The 16,001-nt window shown below is 67.6% G+C and carries 13 protein-coding genes; 4 read left to right on the top strand and 9 right to left on the bottom strand.

What is annotated here, in order from left to right; genetic code table 11:
• Positions 1-8: 8 nt before the first annotated feature.
• Together AU193_RS01265 and AU193_RS01260 are read left to right on the top strand one after the other, a co-directional pair.
• Positions 9-833 carry a serine hydrolase gene (locus AU193_RS01265; RefSeq protein ID WP_064420512.1) on the top strand — a complete coding sequence of 275 codons (825 nt, stop codon included), beginning with the start codon at positions 9-11 and terminating at the stop codon, positions 831-833.
• A 109-nt stretch (positions 834-942) separates the two neighbouring features.
• The gene (locus AU193_RS01260) at positions 943-1,455 is read left to right on the top strand and encodes a DUF3145 domain-containing protein (protein WP_064420645.1); all 513 of its coding nucleotides are present in this window, start codon (positions 943-945) and stop codon (positions 1,453-1,455) included.
• Between the two features lie 113 nt (positions 1,456-1,568).
• Here the strand turns inward: AU193_RS01260 and AU193_RS01255 are convergent, their stop codons facing one another.
• On the bottom strand, positions 1,569-2,483 hold the full coding sequence (locus tag AU193_RS01255; RefSeq protein WP_064420511.1) for a diacylglycerol kinase: 915 nt from the start codon (positions 2,481-2,483) through the stop codon (positions 1,569-1,571).
• Positions 2,480-4,060 (bottom strand): FAD-binding oxidoreductase, encoded by a 1,581-nt coding sequence (locus AU193_RS01250; protein ID WP_156425077.1) that lies wholly within the window; start codon positions 4,058-4,060, stop codon positions 2,480-2,482. Before AU193_RS01250 ends, AU193_RS01255 begins: the two co-directional genes overlap by 4 nt.
• Positions 4,061-4,119: 59 nt before the next feature.
• Here AU193_RS01250 and AU193_RS01245 point away from each other — a divergent pair, with 59 nt between their 5' ends.
• Both AU193_RS01245 and AU193_RS01240 read left to right on the top strand, forming a co-directional pair.
• A complete protein-coding gene (locus AU193_RS01245) occupies positions 4,120-4,698 on the top strand; it encodes a TetR/AcrR family transcriptional regulator (RefSeq protein WP_064420509.1) in 579 nt (192 codons plus the stop codon).
• A complete protein-coding gene (locus tag AU193_RS01240; protein WP_064420508.1) occupies positions 4,695-6,239 on the top strand; it encodes a glycerol-3-phosphate dehydrogenase/oxidase in 1,545 nt (514 codons plus the stop codon). The genes AU193_RS01245 and AU193_RS01240 overlap by 4 nt, the downstream gene beginning before the upstream one ends.
• Positions 6,240-6,340: 101 nt before the next feature.
• Here AU193_RS01240 and AU193_RS01235 read toward each other — a convergent pair whose 3' ends face one another.
• The 7 genes from AU193_RS01235 to aceE form a co-directional block, all read right to left on the bottom strand.
• The gene (locus tag AU193_RS01235) at positions 6,341-7,765 is read right to left on the bottom strand and encodes an acyl-CoA carboxylase subunit beta (RefSeq protein WP_064420507.1); all 1,425 of its coding nucleotides are present in this window, start codon (positions 7,763-7,765) and stop codon (positions 6,341-6,343) included.
• A gap of 38 nt (positions 7,766-7,803) precedes the next feature.
• On the bottom strand, positions 7,804-9,066 hold the full coding sequence (gene kasB, locus AU193_RS01230; protein ID WP_064420506.1) for a 3-oxoacyl-ACP synthase KasB: 1,263 nt from the start codon (positions 9,064-9,066) through the stop codon (positions 7,804-7,806).
• A gap of 23 nt (positions 9,067-9,089) precedes the next feature.
• The gene (gene kasA, locus AU193_RS01225) at positions 9,090-10,340 is read right to left on the bottom strand and encodes a 3-oxoacyl-ACP synthase KasA (protein WP_064420505.1); all 1,251 of its coding nucleotides are present in this window, start codon (positions 10,338-10,340) and stop codon (positions 9,090-9,092) included.
• Entirely contained in the window at positions 10,337-10,639 is a 303-nt protein-coding gene (gene acpM / locus AU193_RS01220) for a meromycolate extension acyl carrier protein AcpM (protein ID WP_064420504.1), read from the bottom strand. Before acpM ends, kasA begins: the two co-directional genes overlap by 4 nt.
• Before the next feature lie 75 nt (positions 10,640-10,714).
• On the bottom strand, positions 10,715-11,626 hold the full coding sequence (locus tag AU193_RS01215) for an ACP S-malonyltransferase (protein WP_172798170.1): 912 nt from the start codon (positions 11,624-11,626) through the stop codon (positions 10,715-10,717).
• A gap of 184 nt (positions 11,627-11,810) precedes the next feature.
• A complete protein-coding gene (locus tag AU193_RS01210) occupies positions 11,811-13,100 on the bottom strand; it encodes a CdaR family transcriptional regulator (protein ID WP_064420502.1) in 1,290 nt (429 codons plus the stop codon).
• Between the two features lie 74 nt (positions 13,101-13,174).
• On the bottom strand, positions 13,175-15,964 hold the full coding sequence (aceE, locus tag AU193_RS01205) for a pyruvate dehydrogenase (acetyl-transferring), homodimeric type (RefSeq protein WP_064420501.1): 2,790 nt from the start codon (positions 15,962-15,964) through the stop codon (positions 13,175-13,177).
• Between the last annotated feature and the right edge of the window lie 37 nt (positions 15,965-16,001).

Raw genomic sequence — 16,001 nt, 5'->3', positions numbered from 1 at the left:
TCGGCGCGATGAGCGCCTTGGATGCTATGGCCGACTGGCCGGTGCACAATGCCGCGGCCGCCGTGGTGGGTCCGTCCGGGGTGCTGGCCGAGCACGGCGACCAGCGGCGCCGATTTGCGCTGGCGTCGGTGACCAAGCCGCTGGCCGCGCGTGCGGTGCAGGTCGGTGTGGAGGAGGGCGCCGTCGAGCTCGACACCGAAGCGGGCCCGCCGGGTTCGACGGTGCGCCACCTGCTGGCGCACGCGTCGGGTTACTCGATGCGCTCGGCGGAGACGATGGCCGAGCCGGGCGCCCGGCGCGTCTACTCGAACTACGGATTCGAGGTGGCCGCCGGGACATTGGAGAAGGCGACGGAGATCGAATTCGGTCGATATCTGACCGAAGCGGTGTTCGAACCGTTGGGCATGTCCGACAGCGTGCTCGACGGGGGTGCGGCCGCCGCTGGTTACGGCGCGACATCGACGGTGGCCGATCTCGCGGCGTTCGCCGCCGACTTGCTGCGACCGGCCACGGTGTCCACGCGGCTGCATGGCGAGGCGATCTCGGTGCAGTTTCCCGGCCTGGACGGGGTGCTGCCGGGCTTCGGTGTGCAGCGGCCCAACGACTGGGGGCTGGGCTTCGAGATCCGCGGCGGCAAGTCGCCGCACTGGACCGGCGAGGCGAACTCCGAGCGCACGTTCGGGCATTTCGGCCAGTCAGGGACGTTTTTATGGGTCGATCCTGACGCCGACCTGGCGTTGGTCCTGCTCACCGACCGCGATTTCGGGCGGTGGGCGTACAAGCCGTGGCGGGCCGTGTCTGACGAAGTACTGAGAGAATTCGGCGCAGACTAGCGCAACACGCGTCTCACAAGGCACAATAGACACGCACGACACAGCTGTGATTTCGGTTCCAAGAGGCCGCTTGGGGAAGACGTCCCTCGTGGAGCCGAAGGAGTGGCAAATGCGTGCGTCGAACCAGTTCGCCGAAGCGACGACGGGCGTGGTCTACATCCACGCGTCACCCGCTGCGGTGTGCCCGCATGTCGAGTGGGCGTTGTCGTCGACCCTTCAGTCGAGGGCGAACCTCAAGTGGACACCGCAACCGGCCATGCCCGGACAGCTGCGGGCCGTCACCAACTGGGTCGGTCCGGTGGGGACCGGTGCCGCGCTGGCCAGTGCGCTGCGCTCGTGGTCGGTGTTGCGGTTCGAGGTGACTGAGGACCCCAGCCCCGGCGTCGACGGCCATCGCTGGTGTCACACGCCCCAGCTCGGACTGTGGAGCGGGTCGATGAGCGCCAACGGCGACGTGATCGTCGGCGAGATGCGGCTGCGGGCGATGATGGCTTCCGGCGCGGACACGCTCGCCGCCGAACTGGACTCGGTGCTGGGGACCGCGTGGGACGACGCTCTGGAGCCGTACCGCGACGGCGGCGCGGGCGCGGAGGTGAGCTGGCTGAGCCGCGGAGTCGGGTAGCCGACGACATTCAGCCGCGGAGTCGGGTAGGAGTCGGGTAGCCGAGGCGGTCCGGCGCGAGTGTGCGGACCCATACGCCCGCCCGGCGGGTCGGGTATGAAACGGCACTCTCGTCAGCGTCGCGGCGTCAGGATCCGAAGCGCGCCGGGGACCGCCGACACCTCGACCGGAAGCGGGCACATGTACTCGCCGTCGGCGTAGGCGTTTATCCCGGGGCACTCGACGGTGATGGTCTTCGCCCGCGCGGTACGCACCTCGTCGAGGTGTACGTGGGTGCCTTTGAACACGGTGGGAAACAATCGGATCAGCCGGGTGCGCGACGCCGAGGCCACCATCGTCACGTCGAGCAGACCGTCGGTCGGATCGGCGCCGGGACAAATCCGCATGCCGCCGCCGTAGCTGCGGGTGTTACCGAACGCGGCCAGCGTCAACTCCGTCGTCACCTCGTCGCCGTCGAACGACAACCGAAACGGCAGCAGCCGCAACTTCGACAACTCGGCGACCATCGCGAGGTTGTACCGCATGCGGCCGTGGGGCCAGCGCATCCGATTGGTCCGGTCGGTCACCAGCGAGTCGAAACCCGCGGCCATCACGGTGCCGAACCACTTGTCGGTGCCGTCGGCGCCGCGGATCCGGCCGAGGTCGATGATCTGGGCGGTCCCGTCGACCAGGCCGTCGACGACGACATCGGCGGCGGCTTCGGGATCGCGTGTGGGGATCTTGAACTCGCGTGCGTGGTCGTTGCCGGTGCCGGCCGGAATGATGCCGAGGGGTATATCGGTCTGCGCAAGCACTTGCAGCGCAAGGGAGATGATGCCATCTCCGCCGACCACGACAAGCGCGTCCATTCCGCGCTCGAGCGCGCCTTCGACGAGTGTGCGCGCGTGCTCGGCGTCGGTGCCCGCGATCGCGACGACGTCGACTCCGCGCCGATGAAACTGTGCGACGGCGCGTTCGGCCGCGTGTGGTGCGCTGCCGTGCCCCGCGGCGGGGTTCGTCAGCATCGTGACGCGGCCGTCGATCGTCATGGGATCAGCTTGCCGGGGTTGAGGATTCCCGCCGGGTCGAGTGTGTCCTTGACGGCGCGCAGGACCGCGACGCCGAGGTCGCCGATCTCGTCGCGCATCCACGGACGGTGGTCGGCGCCGACGGCGTGGTGATGGGTGATCGTGGCCCCCGTCCGCATCATCGCGTCCGACGCTGCGGCTTTGGCCTTGCGCCACTGTTCGATCGGGTTGTCCCGCTGCCCGGCGACGACCGTGAAGTAGAGCGACGCGCCGGTGGGGTACACGTGCGAAATGTGACACAGCACCAGCGAGGGCGTGCCGGTTTCGGTCAAGGCGTTCGTGAGCGCCTCGGTGACGGCCGCCTTGAGCGCTGGAATGTTCGACCAGGTCGTCGCCGTCTCCAGCGTCTCGCACAGCGCGCCAGCCGACAGCAGCGAATCCCGCAGATAGGGCGCCCCGAATCGGCCGTGCTCCCATGCGCGTGCGGGTTCCTCGCCGAGCGAGGTGCCGCCGGCGGCCTCGAGCACCGCGCGCGTCTCGGAGTGTCTGCTGGCGACGTGCGCGTCGGTGCCCTCGAACACCGTGATCGCCAAACACCCTCCGGTGATCTGCTTTTCGCCGATGCTCTCGGTGGTCGCGAGGTTCACTCCGGTCTCGGCCTCGTCGGACAGCCGGATCACCGTCGGGCCTGTCCCGGTCTGCACGACGGCGCGCAGGGCGTCGGCGCCCGTGGCGAAGTCGGGAAACGACCACGCCTCGTAGCGGGTGGCGGTCGGCTTCGGATGGACCCGCACCCGCACCCGCGTGATGACGCCGAGCACGCCCTCCGATCCGATCAGCAGCTGGCGCAGATCCGGTCCCGCCGCCGACTCCGGTGCCCGGCCGAGGTCCAACACGCCGACCGGCGTGACCGCCCGCAGGCCGCGCACCATGTCGTTGAACCGGCCGTAGCCTGCCGAGCCCTGGCCCGACGACCGGGTCGCGGCGAAGCCGCCGATGGTGGCGAACTGAAAGCTCTGCGGGAAGTGGCCGAGCGAGAAGCCGCGCTCGCCGAGCAGGCGTTCGGCATCCGGCCCGGTCACACCCGCGCCCAGTTCGGCTTCGCCGGACACCTCGTCGAGGACGTGCAGTTCGTCGAAGCGGCGCAGGTCCAGGGAGATGACTGAACGGAATTCGCCGCGAATCGGGTCGAGGCCGCCGACCACGCTGGTGCCGCCGCCGAACGGAACGACGGCGATGCGGTGCTCACCGCAGAAGCGCAGGATGGCGGCGATCTCGTCTTCGGTGCCCGGCAGCAGCACCGCGTCCGGTGCGTCCTGCTCGCCGGGGTCGCGGCGGCGCAGCAGGTCCAGCGTGGACTTGCCGCCGGCCCGGAGCAGGCGGTCGTAATCGTCGACGCGGCAGTATTCCCGCCCGACGATGCCGGTGAGCGCGTCGCGGTCCTCGTCGGTCAGCGCCGACGGCCGCAATCGCACCTGTTCGGGTTCGAGCTCCTCGGTGGTCGACGTCGTCACGCCCAGCGCCTGTTCGAGCAGCGTCCGGACGCCGTCGGACAGCGGCTTCGCCTCGGCGGGATCACCCCAGGCGTTCCACTTCATCGGGGGTAGGAGAGCGGTGGTGTGAGCATCCGGACGCGTCATGCGTTACAGTATTACATATGTCGTCAATCCGTAACGACGAGTCGACGGTCGAGGAGCGCATCATCGACGCCGCGGCGGCCTGCGTGCTCGCGGTCGGCGTCAAGCGCGTCACCCTGACCGACATCGCCCGTCGCGCGCGCATGAGCCGCCCGACGATCTACCGCAGGTGGTCTGACACGAACGGCGTGCTCGCGGCGCTGATGACCGAGCGAATCGCCGGTGTGCTCGACAAGGTGCCCGACACCGGTTCCGACCGCAAAGCGCTGGTGCAGCGGGTCCTGGACGTGGCTCGGCACTTGCGCAACGACGAAATCATCATGTCGGTGCTGCGGGACGCGCCCGAATTCGCGATGGTCTACATCGCGAACCGGCTCGGCACGAGTCAGATGATCCTCATCGACGCGTTGACCCACGCCATCAAGATCGCCCAGGACGACGGCAGCGTGCGCGCCGGCGATGCGCGTCAGCTGGCGGCGATGTGCCTGCTGATCACCCAGTCGGCGATCCAGTCCGCGCAGATGGTCGAAAAGCTGTTGGACACCGATGCGCTCGACACCGAGTTGGCGCACGCCCTCGACGGGTACCTGGCACCGTGACCGGCTCGACGGCGCTGAACTCCGCGCGCCGCAACGCCGAACTGGCGGCGCTGGCCGACGGCGAGCGCCTCGACGTCATCGTCATCGGCGGCGGCATCACCGGAACGGGCATCGCGCTGGACGCCGCCACCCGCGGTCTGCGCGTGGCATTGGTCGAGAAGCACGATCTGGCGTTCGGCACCAGCAGGTGGAGCTCCAAGCTGGTTCACGGCGGCCTGCGGTACCTGGCGACGGGCAACGTCGGCATCGCCCGGCGCAGTGCGGTCGAACGGGGAATCCTGATGACCCGCAACGCGCCCCATCTGGTCACGGCGATGCCGCAGCTGGTCCCGCTGCTTCCGTCGATGAACTCCGCGTCACGGATGTTGGTGCGCTTCGGCTTCGCCGCCGGCGACGGGCTACGCAAGCTGGCGGGCACGCCGGCGTCGGTGTTGCCCCGCTCGCGGCGGATCGACGTGCGCCGGGCCGTCGAACTGGCGCCAACCGTGCGGCGCGACGGTCTCGACGGAGCGTTCCTGGCCTACGACGGTCAGTTGATCGACGACGCCCGCCTGGTCACCGCAGTGGCGCGGACGGCGGCCCAGCACAGTGCCCGGGTGTTGACGCGCGTGGCGGCCTCGCACGCCACCGGTACCTCCGTGCGGCTGACCGATCAGCTCACCGACGAGTCGTTCGACGTCACCGCTCGCGCCGTGATCAACGCCTCGGGAGTGTGGGCGGGCGAGGTCGATCCCTCGATCAAGCTGCGGCCCAGTCGGGGAACACATCTGGTATTCGACGCGGCAGCCTTCGGCAATCCGGTTGCGGCACTGACCATTCCGATACCCGGCGAGATCAACCGCTTCGTATTCGCCATGCCCGAGCAGTTGGGCAGGGTGTACCTGGGGCTGACCGACGAGGATGCGCCCGGCGCGATCCCCGACGTGCCGGAGCCCGCCCCCGAGGAGGTCAGGTTCCTGCTCGACACGGTCAACACCGCCCTTGACGTCGCGTTGAGCCCGTCGGATGTGATCGGCGCCTACGCGGGCTTACGCCCGCTCATCGACACCGGTGCCGGCCGCACCGCCGACGTCTCGCGTGAACACGCGGTCGTCGAATCGCCCTCGGGCGTCATCAGCGTCATCGGCGGCAAGCTGACCGAATACCGCTTCATGGCCGAGGACGTGCTCGACCGGGCGATCGAGTGGCGCGGGCTGGCCGCGACCCGCTGCCGCACCCGCAATCTGCCGCTTGTCGGGGCACCATCGAATCCCGTTGCCACACTGCGCTATCCGACGGAGATGCCGGGTTCGCTGGTGGCCCGCTTCGGCGCCGAGGCGCCGAACGTCATCGCCGCCGCCGCGTGCGAGCGGCCCACCGAACCCGTCGCCGACGGGATCGACGTCATGCGGGCGGAATTCGAGTACGCGGTGACCCACGAGGGCGCGCTGACCGTCGATGACATCGTCGACCGTCGCACGCGCATCGGGCTGGTCGAAGCCGACCGCGAGCGGGTGGTGGCGACGGCCGAGGAGTTCGTGGTCTCAGCGCGCAAACGGTAGCGGCCGCGCCGCTTCCGCCGAGACCGACGAAATGGTCGGTCCCACGCGCGCATTACCGCCGAAGCGTCCGTTTCGGCGCCGAAGGTTCGAGCGCCGAAAGGTTACAGCGGGATGTTCTTGTGCCGGCCGCGGCGTGCCGGGGCCTCCGCCAGCGCCTGCGTCAGCTTGCTGCGGGTGTGCGCCGGGTCGATCTTTTCGTCGACGACGCCGATGTCGATCGCGGAATCGACTCCGCCCGCGATCTTCTCGTGTTCGACGGCCAACTGCTCGTGCAGCGCATCGCGCTCGGCGGCATCCTCCACGGCGGCCAACTTCTTCTTGTGCAGGATGCCGACCGCGGCCTTGGCGCCCATGACCGCGACCTCGGCGTCCGGCCAGGCGTAGACCTTCGTCGCACCCAGCGAGCGCGAGTTCATCGCGATGTAGGCGCCGCCGTAGATCTTCCGCGTCACCAGCGTGACCCGCGGGACCGAGCACTCACCGAACGCGTGCAGCAGCTTTGCTCCGCGCCGCACGACGCCGCCCCACTCCTGATCCACGCCGGGCAGGTAACCGGGAACGTCGACGACGTTGATGATCGGAATCCCGAACGCGTCGCATAGACGCACGAATCGCGCCGCCTTCTCGGCACTTTCGGAGTTCAGGCAGCCGCCGAGTCGCAGCGGGTTGTTGGCGATCACGCCGACGGAGCGCCCGGACAACCGGCCGAGACCGATGACGATCGACGGGGCCCACTTGGCCTGGAACTCGTCAAACGGAACACCCTCGTCCAACAACGCCTCGACGAGTGGATGCACGTCGTATGCGCGCCGCGCCGACTCCGGAAGCAGCGCGTGCAGGTCGGTGTCACCCGCTTCGGCCTTGGCACGGTCGAAATGTCCCTGCTGGCAGAACAATCCAACCAACCGGCGGCCCCGCTCATATGCGTCGAGCTCGTCGTCAGCGACGATGTGGCACACGCCGGACTTCTTGTGGTGGGTGTCCGGACCGCCCAGGCTCGCCATGTCGACGTCCTCGCCGGTGACGCTGCGCACGACGTCGGGTCCGGTGACGAACACCCGGCTTTCGGGTGCCATCACGATCACGTCGGTGAGGGCGGGCCCGTACGCCGCGCCGCCCGCGGCGAAACCGACGACGACGGAGATCTGCGGGATGTAACCGGACGCCCGGATCATCGCCTCGAACACCAGGCCGACCGCGTGCAGCGCCTTGACGCCCTCGGCGAGCCGCGCACCCCCCGAGTGCCAGATGCCCACGATCGGGCTCTGCTCCTCGATGGCCTGGTCGTAGGCGTCGACGATATGCGCACATCCTTCGACGCCCATGGCGCCGCCCATGACGGTGCCGTCCGTGCAGAACGCGATGGTGCGCGACCCGTTGACGGTGCCGGCGGCCGCGAGGACGCCCGAACGGTCGCGCTCGTGCAGCAATTCGACACTGCCGTCGTCGAAGAAGGTGCTCAGACGCAGCAAGGGGTCACGAGGGTCGAGCGATTCGCCGACTGTCTCGGGCGCCAAGGTCGTCATTCAATACCTCCTGTAGCCGCTGGGATTCCGGGGGAGTGTCAGTACTTCCCGAAAGCGAGCGCGACGTTGTGCCCACCGAATCCGAACGAGTTGTTGATCGCGTACTGGTAATTGCCCGACCGCGGTTCGCCGGCGACCACGTCCAGATCGATGTCCGGATCGAGGTTCCGCAAGTTCAGCGTCGGCGGAATAATGCCCTCGCGCAACGCCATAACGGTCAGGATGGACTCCACGGCACCGACCGCGCCGACCGAGTGGCCGAGCGCCGCCTTGGGTGCGTACACCGCGGGCTTGTGGCTGCCCATCGCGTTGTTGATCGCCTTGCCCTCGGCCACGTCGCCGACGCTGGTGCCGGTGGCATGCGCGTTGACGTGGTCGATGTCGGTGGGCGACAGCCCGGCGAGCTGAATGGCGCGCGTCATCGCGTGACCGGCTTGCTCGCCGTTCGGGTCCGGCGCCACGATGTGGTAGCCGTCGGAGGTGATGCTGGCCCCCATGATCCGCGCCAGGATGTTCGCGCCGCGGGCCTTGGCGTGCTCTTCGGTCTCGATGATCATCAGCGCACCTCCTTCGCCGAACACGAACCCGTTCCGGTCCTTGTCGAACGGGCGGCATGCGCCCGCAGGATCATCGTTGGTGGTGGACAAGACGATTCGCATCTGGGCGAAGCCTGCGATCGGCACCGCCTCGATCTTGGTCTCCACCCCGCCGCAGATCGCGACGTCGGCCTCACCGAGCACGATGTTGCGCCAGGCGTGCGCGATGCCCTCCGAACCCGATGCGCAGGCCGACACCGGAGTGACCACCCCGGCGCGCGCCTTCCGCTCCAATCCCACAGCGGCAGCAGCGGCATTGGGCATGTACATCTGCACGGCCAGTGGCGAAACCGCCTTCAGACCCTTGGAGCGCATGTTGTCGTAGCTGAACACCAACTCCTCGGTCGAACCCATGCCGGTTCCGATCGACACCATCAGCCGTTTGGGGTCCACCTCGGGTGTGCCCGCGCTCTCCCAGGCCCGCCGGCTCAGAACCGTTGACATCTTCTGCAGATACGACAGCCGACGCAGTTCCACGCGTGTCAACTCGTGGTCGAAGTCCTCGAGGAGATGCCCGCCGATACGAACCGGCAGGTCATACTCCTCGACGAACGGATCTTCGAGCTTGCGGATTCCGCTCTGGCCGTCCAGCAGCTTCTTCCACGTGTCGTCCGCGCTGGTGGCCAGGGCTGTCGTCATGGCGATGCCCGTGACGACGACGTTGGGGAAACCGTCCCCCGTGGAAAGTGAGGCTGACCCTGCCATTACTGCTGAGGACTTCCTTCCGCTCAGTAGCGCCCGAAGGCCAGGGCGACATTGTGTCCGCCGAAGCCGAACGAGTTGTTGATGGCGTACTGGTAGTCGCCGTAACGAGGCTCGCCTGCAACGACATCGAGATCGATTTCAGGATCGGGCGTCTCGTAGTTCAGTGTCGGCGGGATGACGCCGTCACGCAGCGAGAGGACGGTCAGAGCCGATTCCAGCGCCCCGACCGCTCCGATGGAGTGGCCCAGTGCCGACTTCGGCGCGTAGACCGCCGCATGCTCCACCCCGGCCGACCGGATCGCGTTGGCCTCGGCGACGTCACCGATGGACGTGGCCGTGGCGTGGGCGTTGACGTGCTGGATGTCCTTGGGCTCCAGGCCCGCAGTCTCCATCGCACGCTTCATCGCCTGGCCGGCGCGAAGACCGTCGGACGCAGGCGCCACCATGTGGAAGGCATCGGACGTGATGCCCGCACCCATCAGACGGGCCAGCGGCTGGGCGCCGCGTGCCTTGGCGTGCTCCTCGGTCTCGATGACCATGAGCGCTCCGGCCTCGCCGAAGACGAACCCGTCGCGGTTCTTGTCGAACGGCCGCGAGGCACCCTCGGGATCCTCGTTGTTGGTCGACATCGCGCGCATCATCGAGAACGCCGCGATCGGCAGCGCTTCGATTCCGCCCTCGACGCCGCCCACGACCGCGATGTCGGCGTCACCCATGACGATCTGACGCCAACCGTGGGCGATGGCCTCCGAACCCGATGAGCAGGCCGAGACCGGGGTGATGACCCCGGCCCTCGCGCCCAGCTGCAGACCGATCACCGCGGCCGCACCGTTCGGCATGATCATCTGCACCGCGAGTGGCGACACCTTGCGGGGGCCGCCTTCGTTCATAGCGTCGTAGGTCTCGACGATCTTCTCGCCGCCACCCAGACCGGTGCCGACGACCACGGCGAAGCGATCCGGATCCACCTCGGGCGTGCCCGCGGTCTCCCAGAGCTGGCCAGACAGATACTTGGCCATGCGCTGGACATACGACATCCGTCGCATGTCCAGTCGCGTCATGTGGTCGTCGATTGCGTCGACGAGGTGACCACCGATGCGGACCGGCAGGTCCCACTTGGTGACGAACTCGTCCTCGAGGACGCGGATGCCGCTTTCGCCGGCCAGCAGCCCCTTCCACGTGCTCTCGATGTCCGCCGCGATCGACGTGGTCGCCGTGACGGCGGTCACGACGACGTTGGGGAAACCGCCGTTAGCAGTGGAAGGTCTACTCATGCCCGATCGGCTTCGATCTGCGCGCGGATGGCCGCTGCCGCTTCGGGGTTCTCTTCCTCGAGCTTCTGGATGTAGGTGACGACGTCACCGACGGTGCGAAGACCGGCAAGGTCCTCGTCGGGGATCTTCACGCCGTACTTGTCCTCGGTCTGCACGGCGATCTCGACCATCGACAGCGAGTCGATGTCCAGGTCGTCGACGAAGCTCTTCTCGGGGGTGACCTCGGAAGGCTCGATACCGGTCACCTCTTCGATGATCTCGGCGAGACCGGCGATGATTTCATCCTGACTGGCGGGCACGGTGGCTCCTTCTATTCAGTGGTGTTACTTGATGGGAATGACGATCGTTATGTGGTTGTGTCTGGCTCAGGCTGCTTATGCGAGTTCGGCGAGCCCGTCCAGGTCAGCGGGGGACTTGACGGCGTGCGTCGGCACCCCCCGAAGTTCTCTCTTCGCAATGCCCGCGAGCGTCCCGGCGGGCGGGAACTCGACGATCGCGGTCACATCGAGCCGGCGCATCGTCTCGGTGCACAGATCCCAGCGCACCGGGCGCGTCATCTGGGCAACCAGCTTGCTCATGGCGTCGGCAGCCGAATCCACCGGCTGGCCGTCCGCGTTCGACAGTAGCGTCGTGTTCGGCTCGGCGCTCGTTACACCCTCGGCCGCGGCGGCGTAACCGTCGAGGGCCGATTCCATGTAGTGGGTGTGGAAGGCGCCGGCGGTCGCCAGCTTGCGCACCCGCGCCTTCTCCGGGGGGTCCTCGACCAGCTTGTCCAGTGCGGCGATCGCACCGGCGGCGACGATCTGTCCCGCCGCGTTGCGGTTGGCCGGGACCAGGTCGAGCGCCTCGAGGCGGGCGAGCACATCGGCTTCCTCGCCGCCGAGCACGGCGGCCATGCCGGTGGGCTCGACCGCGCACGCCTTGGCCATCTCGGCGCCGCGGGTGGCCGCCAGCTTGACGGCATCGTCGGCGGAGATCACTCCGGCGATCGCGTAGGCCGCGATCTCACCGACGGAATGGCCAGCGACCACGGTCGTCTTGTCGGCGATCAGGCCGCGCCGAGTCAGTTCCTCATGGGCCAGCAGCGTGGCCGCGACGACGAGCGGCTGGGTCACCGCGGTGTCGGTGATCTCCTCTGCGGAAGCGGTGGTGCCCAGCTGAGTCAGATCCAGCCCGCTGATCTCGGACCATCCGGCGAGCCGCTCGGCGGCGCCGGGCAGCTCCAGCCATGCGGTGAGCATGCCCGGTGTCTGGGAGCCCTGTCCGGGGGCGAGAAGCGCAAGCACGGCTTCATGAGACACATCATTACGAGGCACATCATTACGAGGCACATCATTACGAGGCACACATTAAGAGAACACTGTGAAGACGGGTTCGCGCGGTGTAAGAGATTATGAACCTCGTCTTAGGTTTTTGTGGAGACCCCACAAAATCGTCTGTGATGCGACTCTACTGAAATCTGCCCGCGATCTACGCCCTGTCGAGCTGGGAGTTGAGCGCTGCTGGTCGCAGCGCCGACCGGGCCGGATCGATAATGTTTACTGTGCTCGTTTGGTATGGGTGACGGCCCAGTCGGCCGACGGTGACGGCCACCCGCAGCACATAGGCGTCGCGCGGCAGCGTGGGGTCGCGCCCGGTGAAGTCGGCGATTCGTCTCAGGCGGTACCGGACGGTATTTGGATGAACGAACAATTTGCGTGCACAGGCCTCGATCGCGCCGCCGGAGTCGAGGTATGCGTCCAAGGTCTCGGTCAACGCCGGGCCCGCGTCGGCCAGTGGCCGCATCACCTCGGTCTCCAGCGCCGCGATCGCCGACACATCGCCCAGCAGTGCGCGTTCGGGGAGTAGTTCGCGCGCCGACACCGGCCGCGGCGCGCCCGACCAGCCCGCAACGGCGTTCATGCCGGCGATGGCCTCGGTCGCGCTTCGGTGCGCGCTCGCCAGCGTGGTTGCGGTGGGGCCTACTACGACGGGACCATCGGCGAACACCGACATCATGTCGGCGAGGAACCTGTCGGTCGGGGCCAGTGCACCCGAGACGATCGCGACCAACCAGGTCCCGTGCACGTCAGACAGCGCAGCCCGGCCGTTGCGCCGCACGACGTCGTGGACGTCGTCGCTGGCAAGATCGATCCGGTCGGGCCGAGGAAGCCCGACGATGACGGTCGCCGGTGCGGTGGCGTCCCAGTTCAGCGCCGCGGCCTGGGACTGCAGCTCCGGGCCGACGTCGCCGCGCACCACCGCGTCGACGACGTTGGCCTCCATTCGGGTGTCCCACGCGCCGCGCGCCTCGGCCTGGTCGGCGTAGGCGCTCGCCGCGGCGAACGCGAGGTCGCGGCTGTAGCGCAGGATGCCTGCGGTCAGCGCGGTCAGCTGCTCCTCGGATCGGGCCAGTAGTGGAACCACCTCTTCGAAGAACTCCATGGTGACGCGCACCATCTCCACCGACTGCCGCAGAGCGATGCGCCGACGCAGGTCCTGCGGCACCACCTCGAAGGCCTGTGCGGTGTAGCTGACGTTGCTCTGCGGGTCGCGCATCCACTCGACGAAGTTGACCACCGCGGTCTGCACGACCAGTTGCACGCTGGCTCGTTGCGACGCCTCGAGTTCGGCGAAGAACGGCAGGCGTTCCTCCATCGCACGCACCGCTTCGGTGGCCAGCTGGCCCGAATACTGCTGCAACCGGCGCAGCACCGAATCGGGAACGGCCTCGAGAACCTCGACCGTCGACTTCGGAGGCACGAACCTGTTGTCAGGCACCTCTAAAGGCTACGCCACCGCTATAGAGGAAACCTCCAAGCGCGGGCTGCCGTTCGCGGCATGACCGACCCGCGTCAGGCCACTCCGGGATCCGAAGTCTGCTCGGGGGCAGCCAGCACGTCGTCGATCTCGTAGCGCTTCGCCGCCTCGACGGCGACTGACTGGTCGATGTTGCCGTCGCGCGCCAGACCCTCGAGCACGGCGACCGCGATCGACTCGGCGTCGGTGTTGTAGTAGCGCCGCGCGGCGGGTCGGGTGTCAGAGAAGCCGAACCCGTCGGTGCCCAGCGTGATGTAGGTGCCGGGGACCCACGCCCGGATCTGCTCGGGAACGGCGCGCATCCAGTCCGACACCGCGATGACCGGACCTGCGGCATCCGTAAGCGTTTTGGTGATGTACGGCGTGCCCGCCGGCTGGTCCGGATGGCGCAGCCGCTGCTTCTCGATCTCGACACCGTCGCGGTTGAGCTCACCCCAGCTGGTCACCGACCACACGTCGGCGGCGACATCCCATTCGTCGGCGAGCATCTCGGCGGCCTTGAGAGCCGACGGCATCGCCACACCCGACACCAGGATCTGCGCGTTGTTGGACCGCTTCTCGGGCGCGGGCCGGTAGCGGTAGATACCCCGCAGCAGGCCCTCGACGTCGAGACCGTCCGGTTCCGGCGGCTGGACGTACGGCTCGTTGTAGATCGTCATATAGAAGTAGACGTTCTCGGGGTTCTCGCCGTACATCCGGCTCAGACCGCTCTCGATGATGTAGGCGATCTCGTAGGCGAACGCCGGATCGTAGGCGACCACCGCGGGATTGGACGCGGCCAGCAGCAGCGAGTGCCCGTCGGCGTGCTGCAGACCTTCGCCGACCAGCGTGGTGCGTCCGGCCGTGGCGCCCAGAAGGAAGCCGCGCGTCATCTGGTCGGCGGCCGCCCACAGGTTGTCGCCCGTGCGCTGGAAGCCGAACATCGAATAGAAGATGTAGACCGGAATCATCGGCTCGTTGTGCGTCGAGTAGGACGTGCCCGCCGCGATGAAACTGGCCGAGGACCCGGCCTCGTTGATCCCCTCGTGCAGGATCTGGCCGACCTCGGATTCCTTGTAGGCCAACATCAGTTCGGCGTCGACCGACGTGTAAAGCTGACCGTTGCGGTTGTAGATCTTGAGGTTCGGGAACCACGAGTCCATGCCGAACGTGCGCGCCTCGTCGGGGATGATCGGCACGATGCGCCAGCCGATTTCCTTGTCGCGCAACAGTTCCTTGAACGTACGGACTGTGGCCATCGTGGTGGCCACCTCCTGCTTACCGGACCCTTTCTTCAGCGCTTTATAGGTGTCGCGGCCGGGCAGCGTGAGCGACTTGGTCTTGGTGCGACGCTCGGGCAGGAACCCACCGAGCGCGCGCCTGCGGTCGATCATGTAGCGGATCTCGGGAGCCTCCGGCCCGGGGTGGTAGTACGGCGGAAGGTACGGGTTCTCCTCGAGTTGCGCGTCGCTGATCGGGATACGCTGCGCGTCGCGGAAGTACTTGAGGTCTTCGAGCGCAAGCTTTTTCATCTGATGGGTGGCATTGCGGCCCTGGAAGTGAGCGCCCAACGAGTATCCCTTGATGGTCTTGGCCAGGATGACCGTCGGCTGGCCCTTGTGCTCCATGGCGGCACGGTAAGCGGCGTAGACCTTGCGGTAGTCGTGGCCGCCGCGTTTGAGGTTCCAGATCTCGGAGTCCGACATCTTATCGACGAGCGCCTTGGTGCGGGGATCGCGGCCGAAGAAGTGGTCGCGCACGTAGGCGCCGTCGTTCGCCTTGTAGGTCTGGTAGTCGCCGTCGGGCGTGCTGTTCATCAGGTTGACCAGTGCGCCGTCGCGGTCGGCATGCAGCAGCGCATCCCATTCGCGGCCCCACACCACCTTGATGACGTTCCAGCCGGCCCCGCGGAAGAACGACTCGAGTTCCTGGATGATCTTGCCGTTGCCGCGCACCGGCCCGTCGAGGCGCTGCAGGTTGCAGTTGACCACGAAGGTGAGGTTGTCCAGGCCTTCCAGCGCGGCGACGTGCGCCAGGCCGCGGCTTTCGGGTTCGTCCATCTCTCCGTCGCCGAGGAACGCCCACACGTGCTGATCGGACGTGTCCTTGATGTCCCGGTCATGCAGGTAGTGGTTGAACCGGGCTTGATAGATGGCGTTCATCGGGCCAAGCCCCATGGAGACCGTCGGGAACTCCCAGAAGTCGGGCATCAGCCGCGGATGCGGGTACGACGGCAACCCGCCGCCGGGGTGACTGTGTTCCTGGCGGAACCCGTCGAGTTGGTCTGCGGTCAGGCGGCCTTCCAGGTACGCGCGGGCGTAGATCCCCGGCGAGGCGTGCCCTTGGATGAACACATGGTCGCCGCCGCCGGGGTGCGACTTTCCCCGGAAGAAGTGGTTGAAGCCCACCTCGTAGAGGGCGGCCGACGACGCGTAGGTCGAAATGTGGCCTCCCACACCGACTCCCGGGCGCTGTGCGCGGTGCACCATGATCGCGGCGTTCCACCGGATCCAGGTGCGGTAGCGGCGTTCGACGTCCTCGTCGCCGGGGAACCACGGCTCCAGCTCGGTGGGGATGGTGTTGACGTAGTCCGTCGACGTCAACGACGGGATGGCCACGCGTTGTTCGCCGGCACGTTCCAGCAGCCGCAACAGCAGATAGCGTGCCCGCGCGGAGCCGGACTGTTCGAGCAGCTGGTCGAACGATTCCAGCCATTCGCCGGTCTCTTCGGGATCGATGTCGGGCAGGTACGACGCGACACCTTCCCGGATCACCCTGACCCGGTCGTGTTCAGCTGCGGTGGTGGAGTTTTGGGCCAGGTCCTGGCGCGCGAACTCGGTGGTCAACTTCCGCTCCTTGGTAGGCGGTTCGGGTGCCCACGCT

The organism is Mycobacterium sp. GA-1285 (genome assembly GCF_001499905.1).
Taxonomy (GTDB): Bacteria; Actinomycetota; Actinomycetes; order Mycobacteriales; family Mycobacteriaceae; genus Mycobacterium.
Note: the sequence above shows the minus strand (reverse complement) of the source record. Positions and strands in the feature narration are given on the sequence as shown.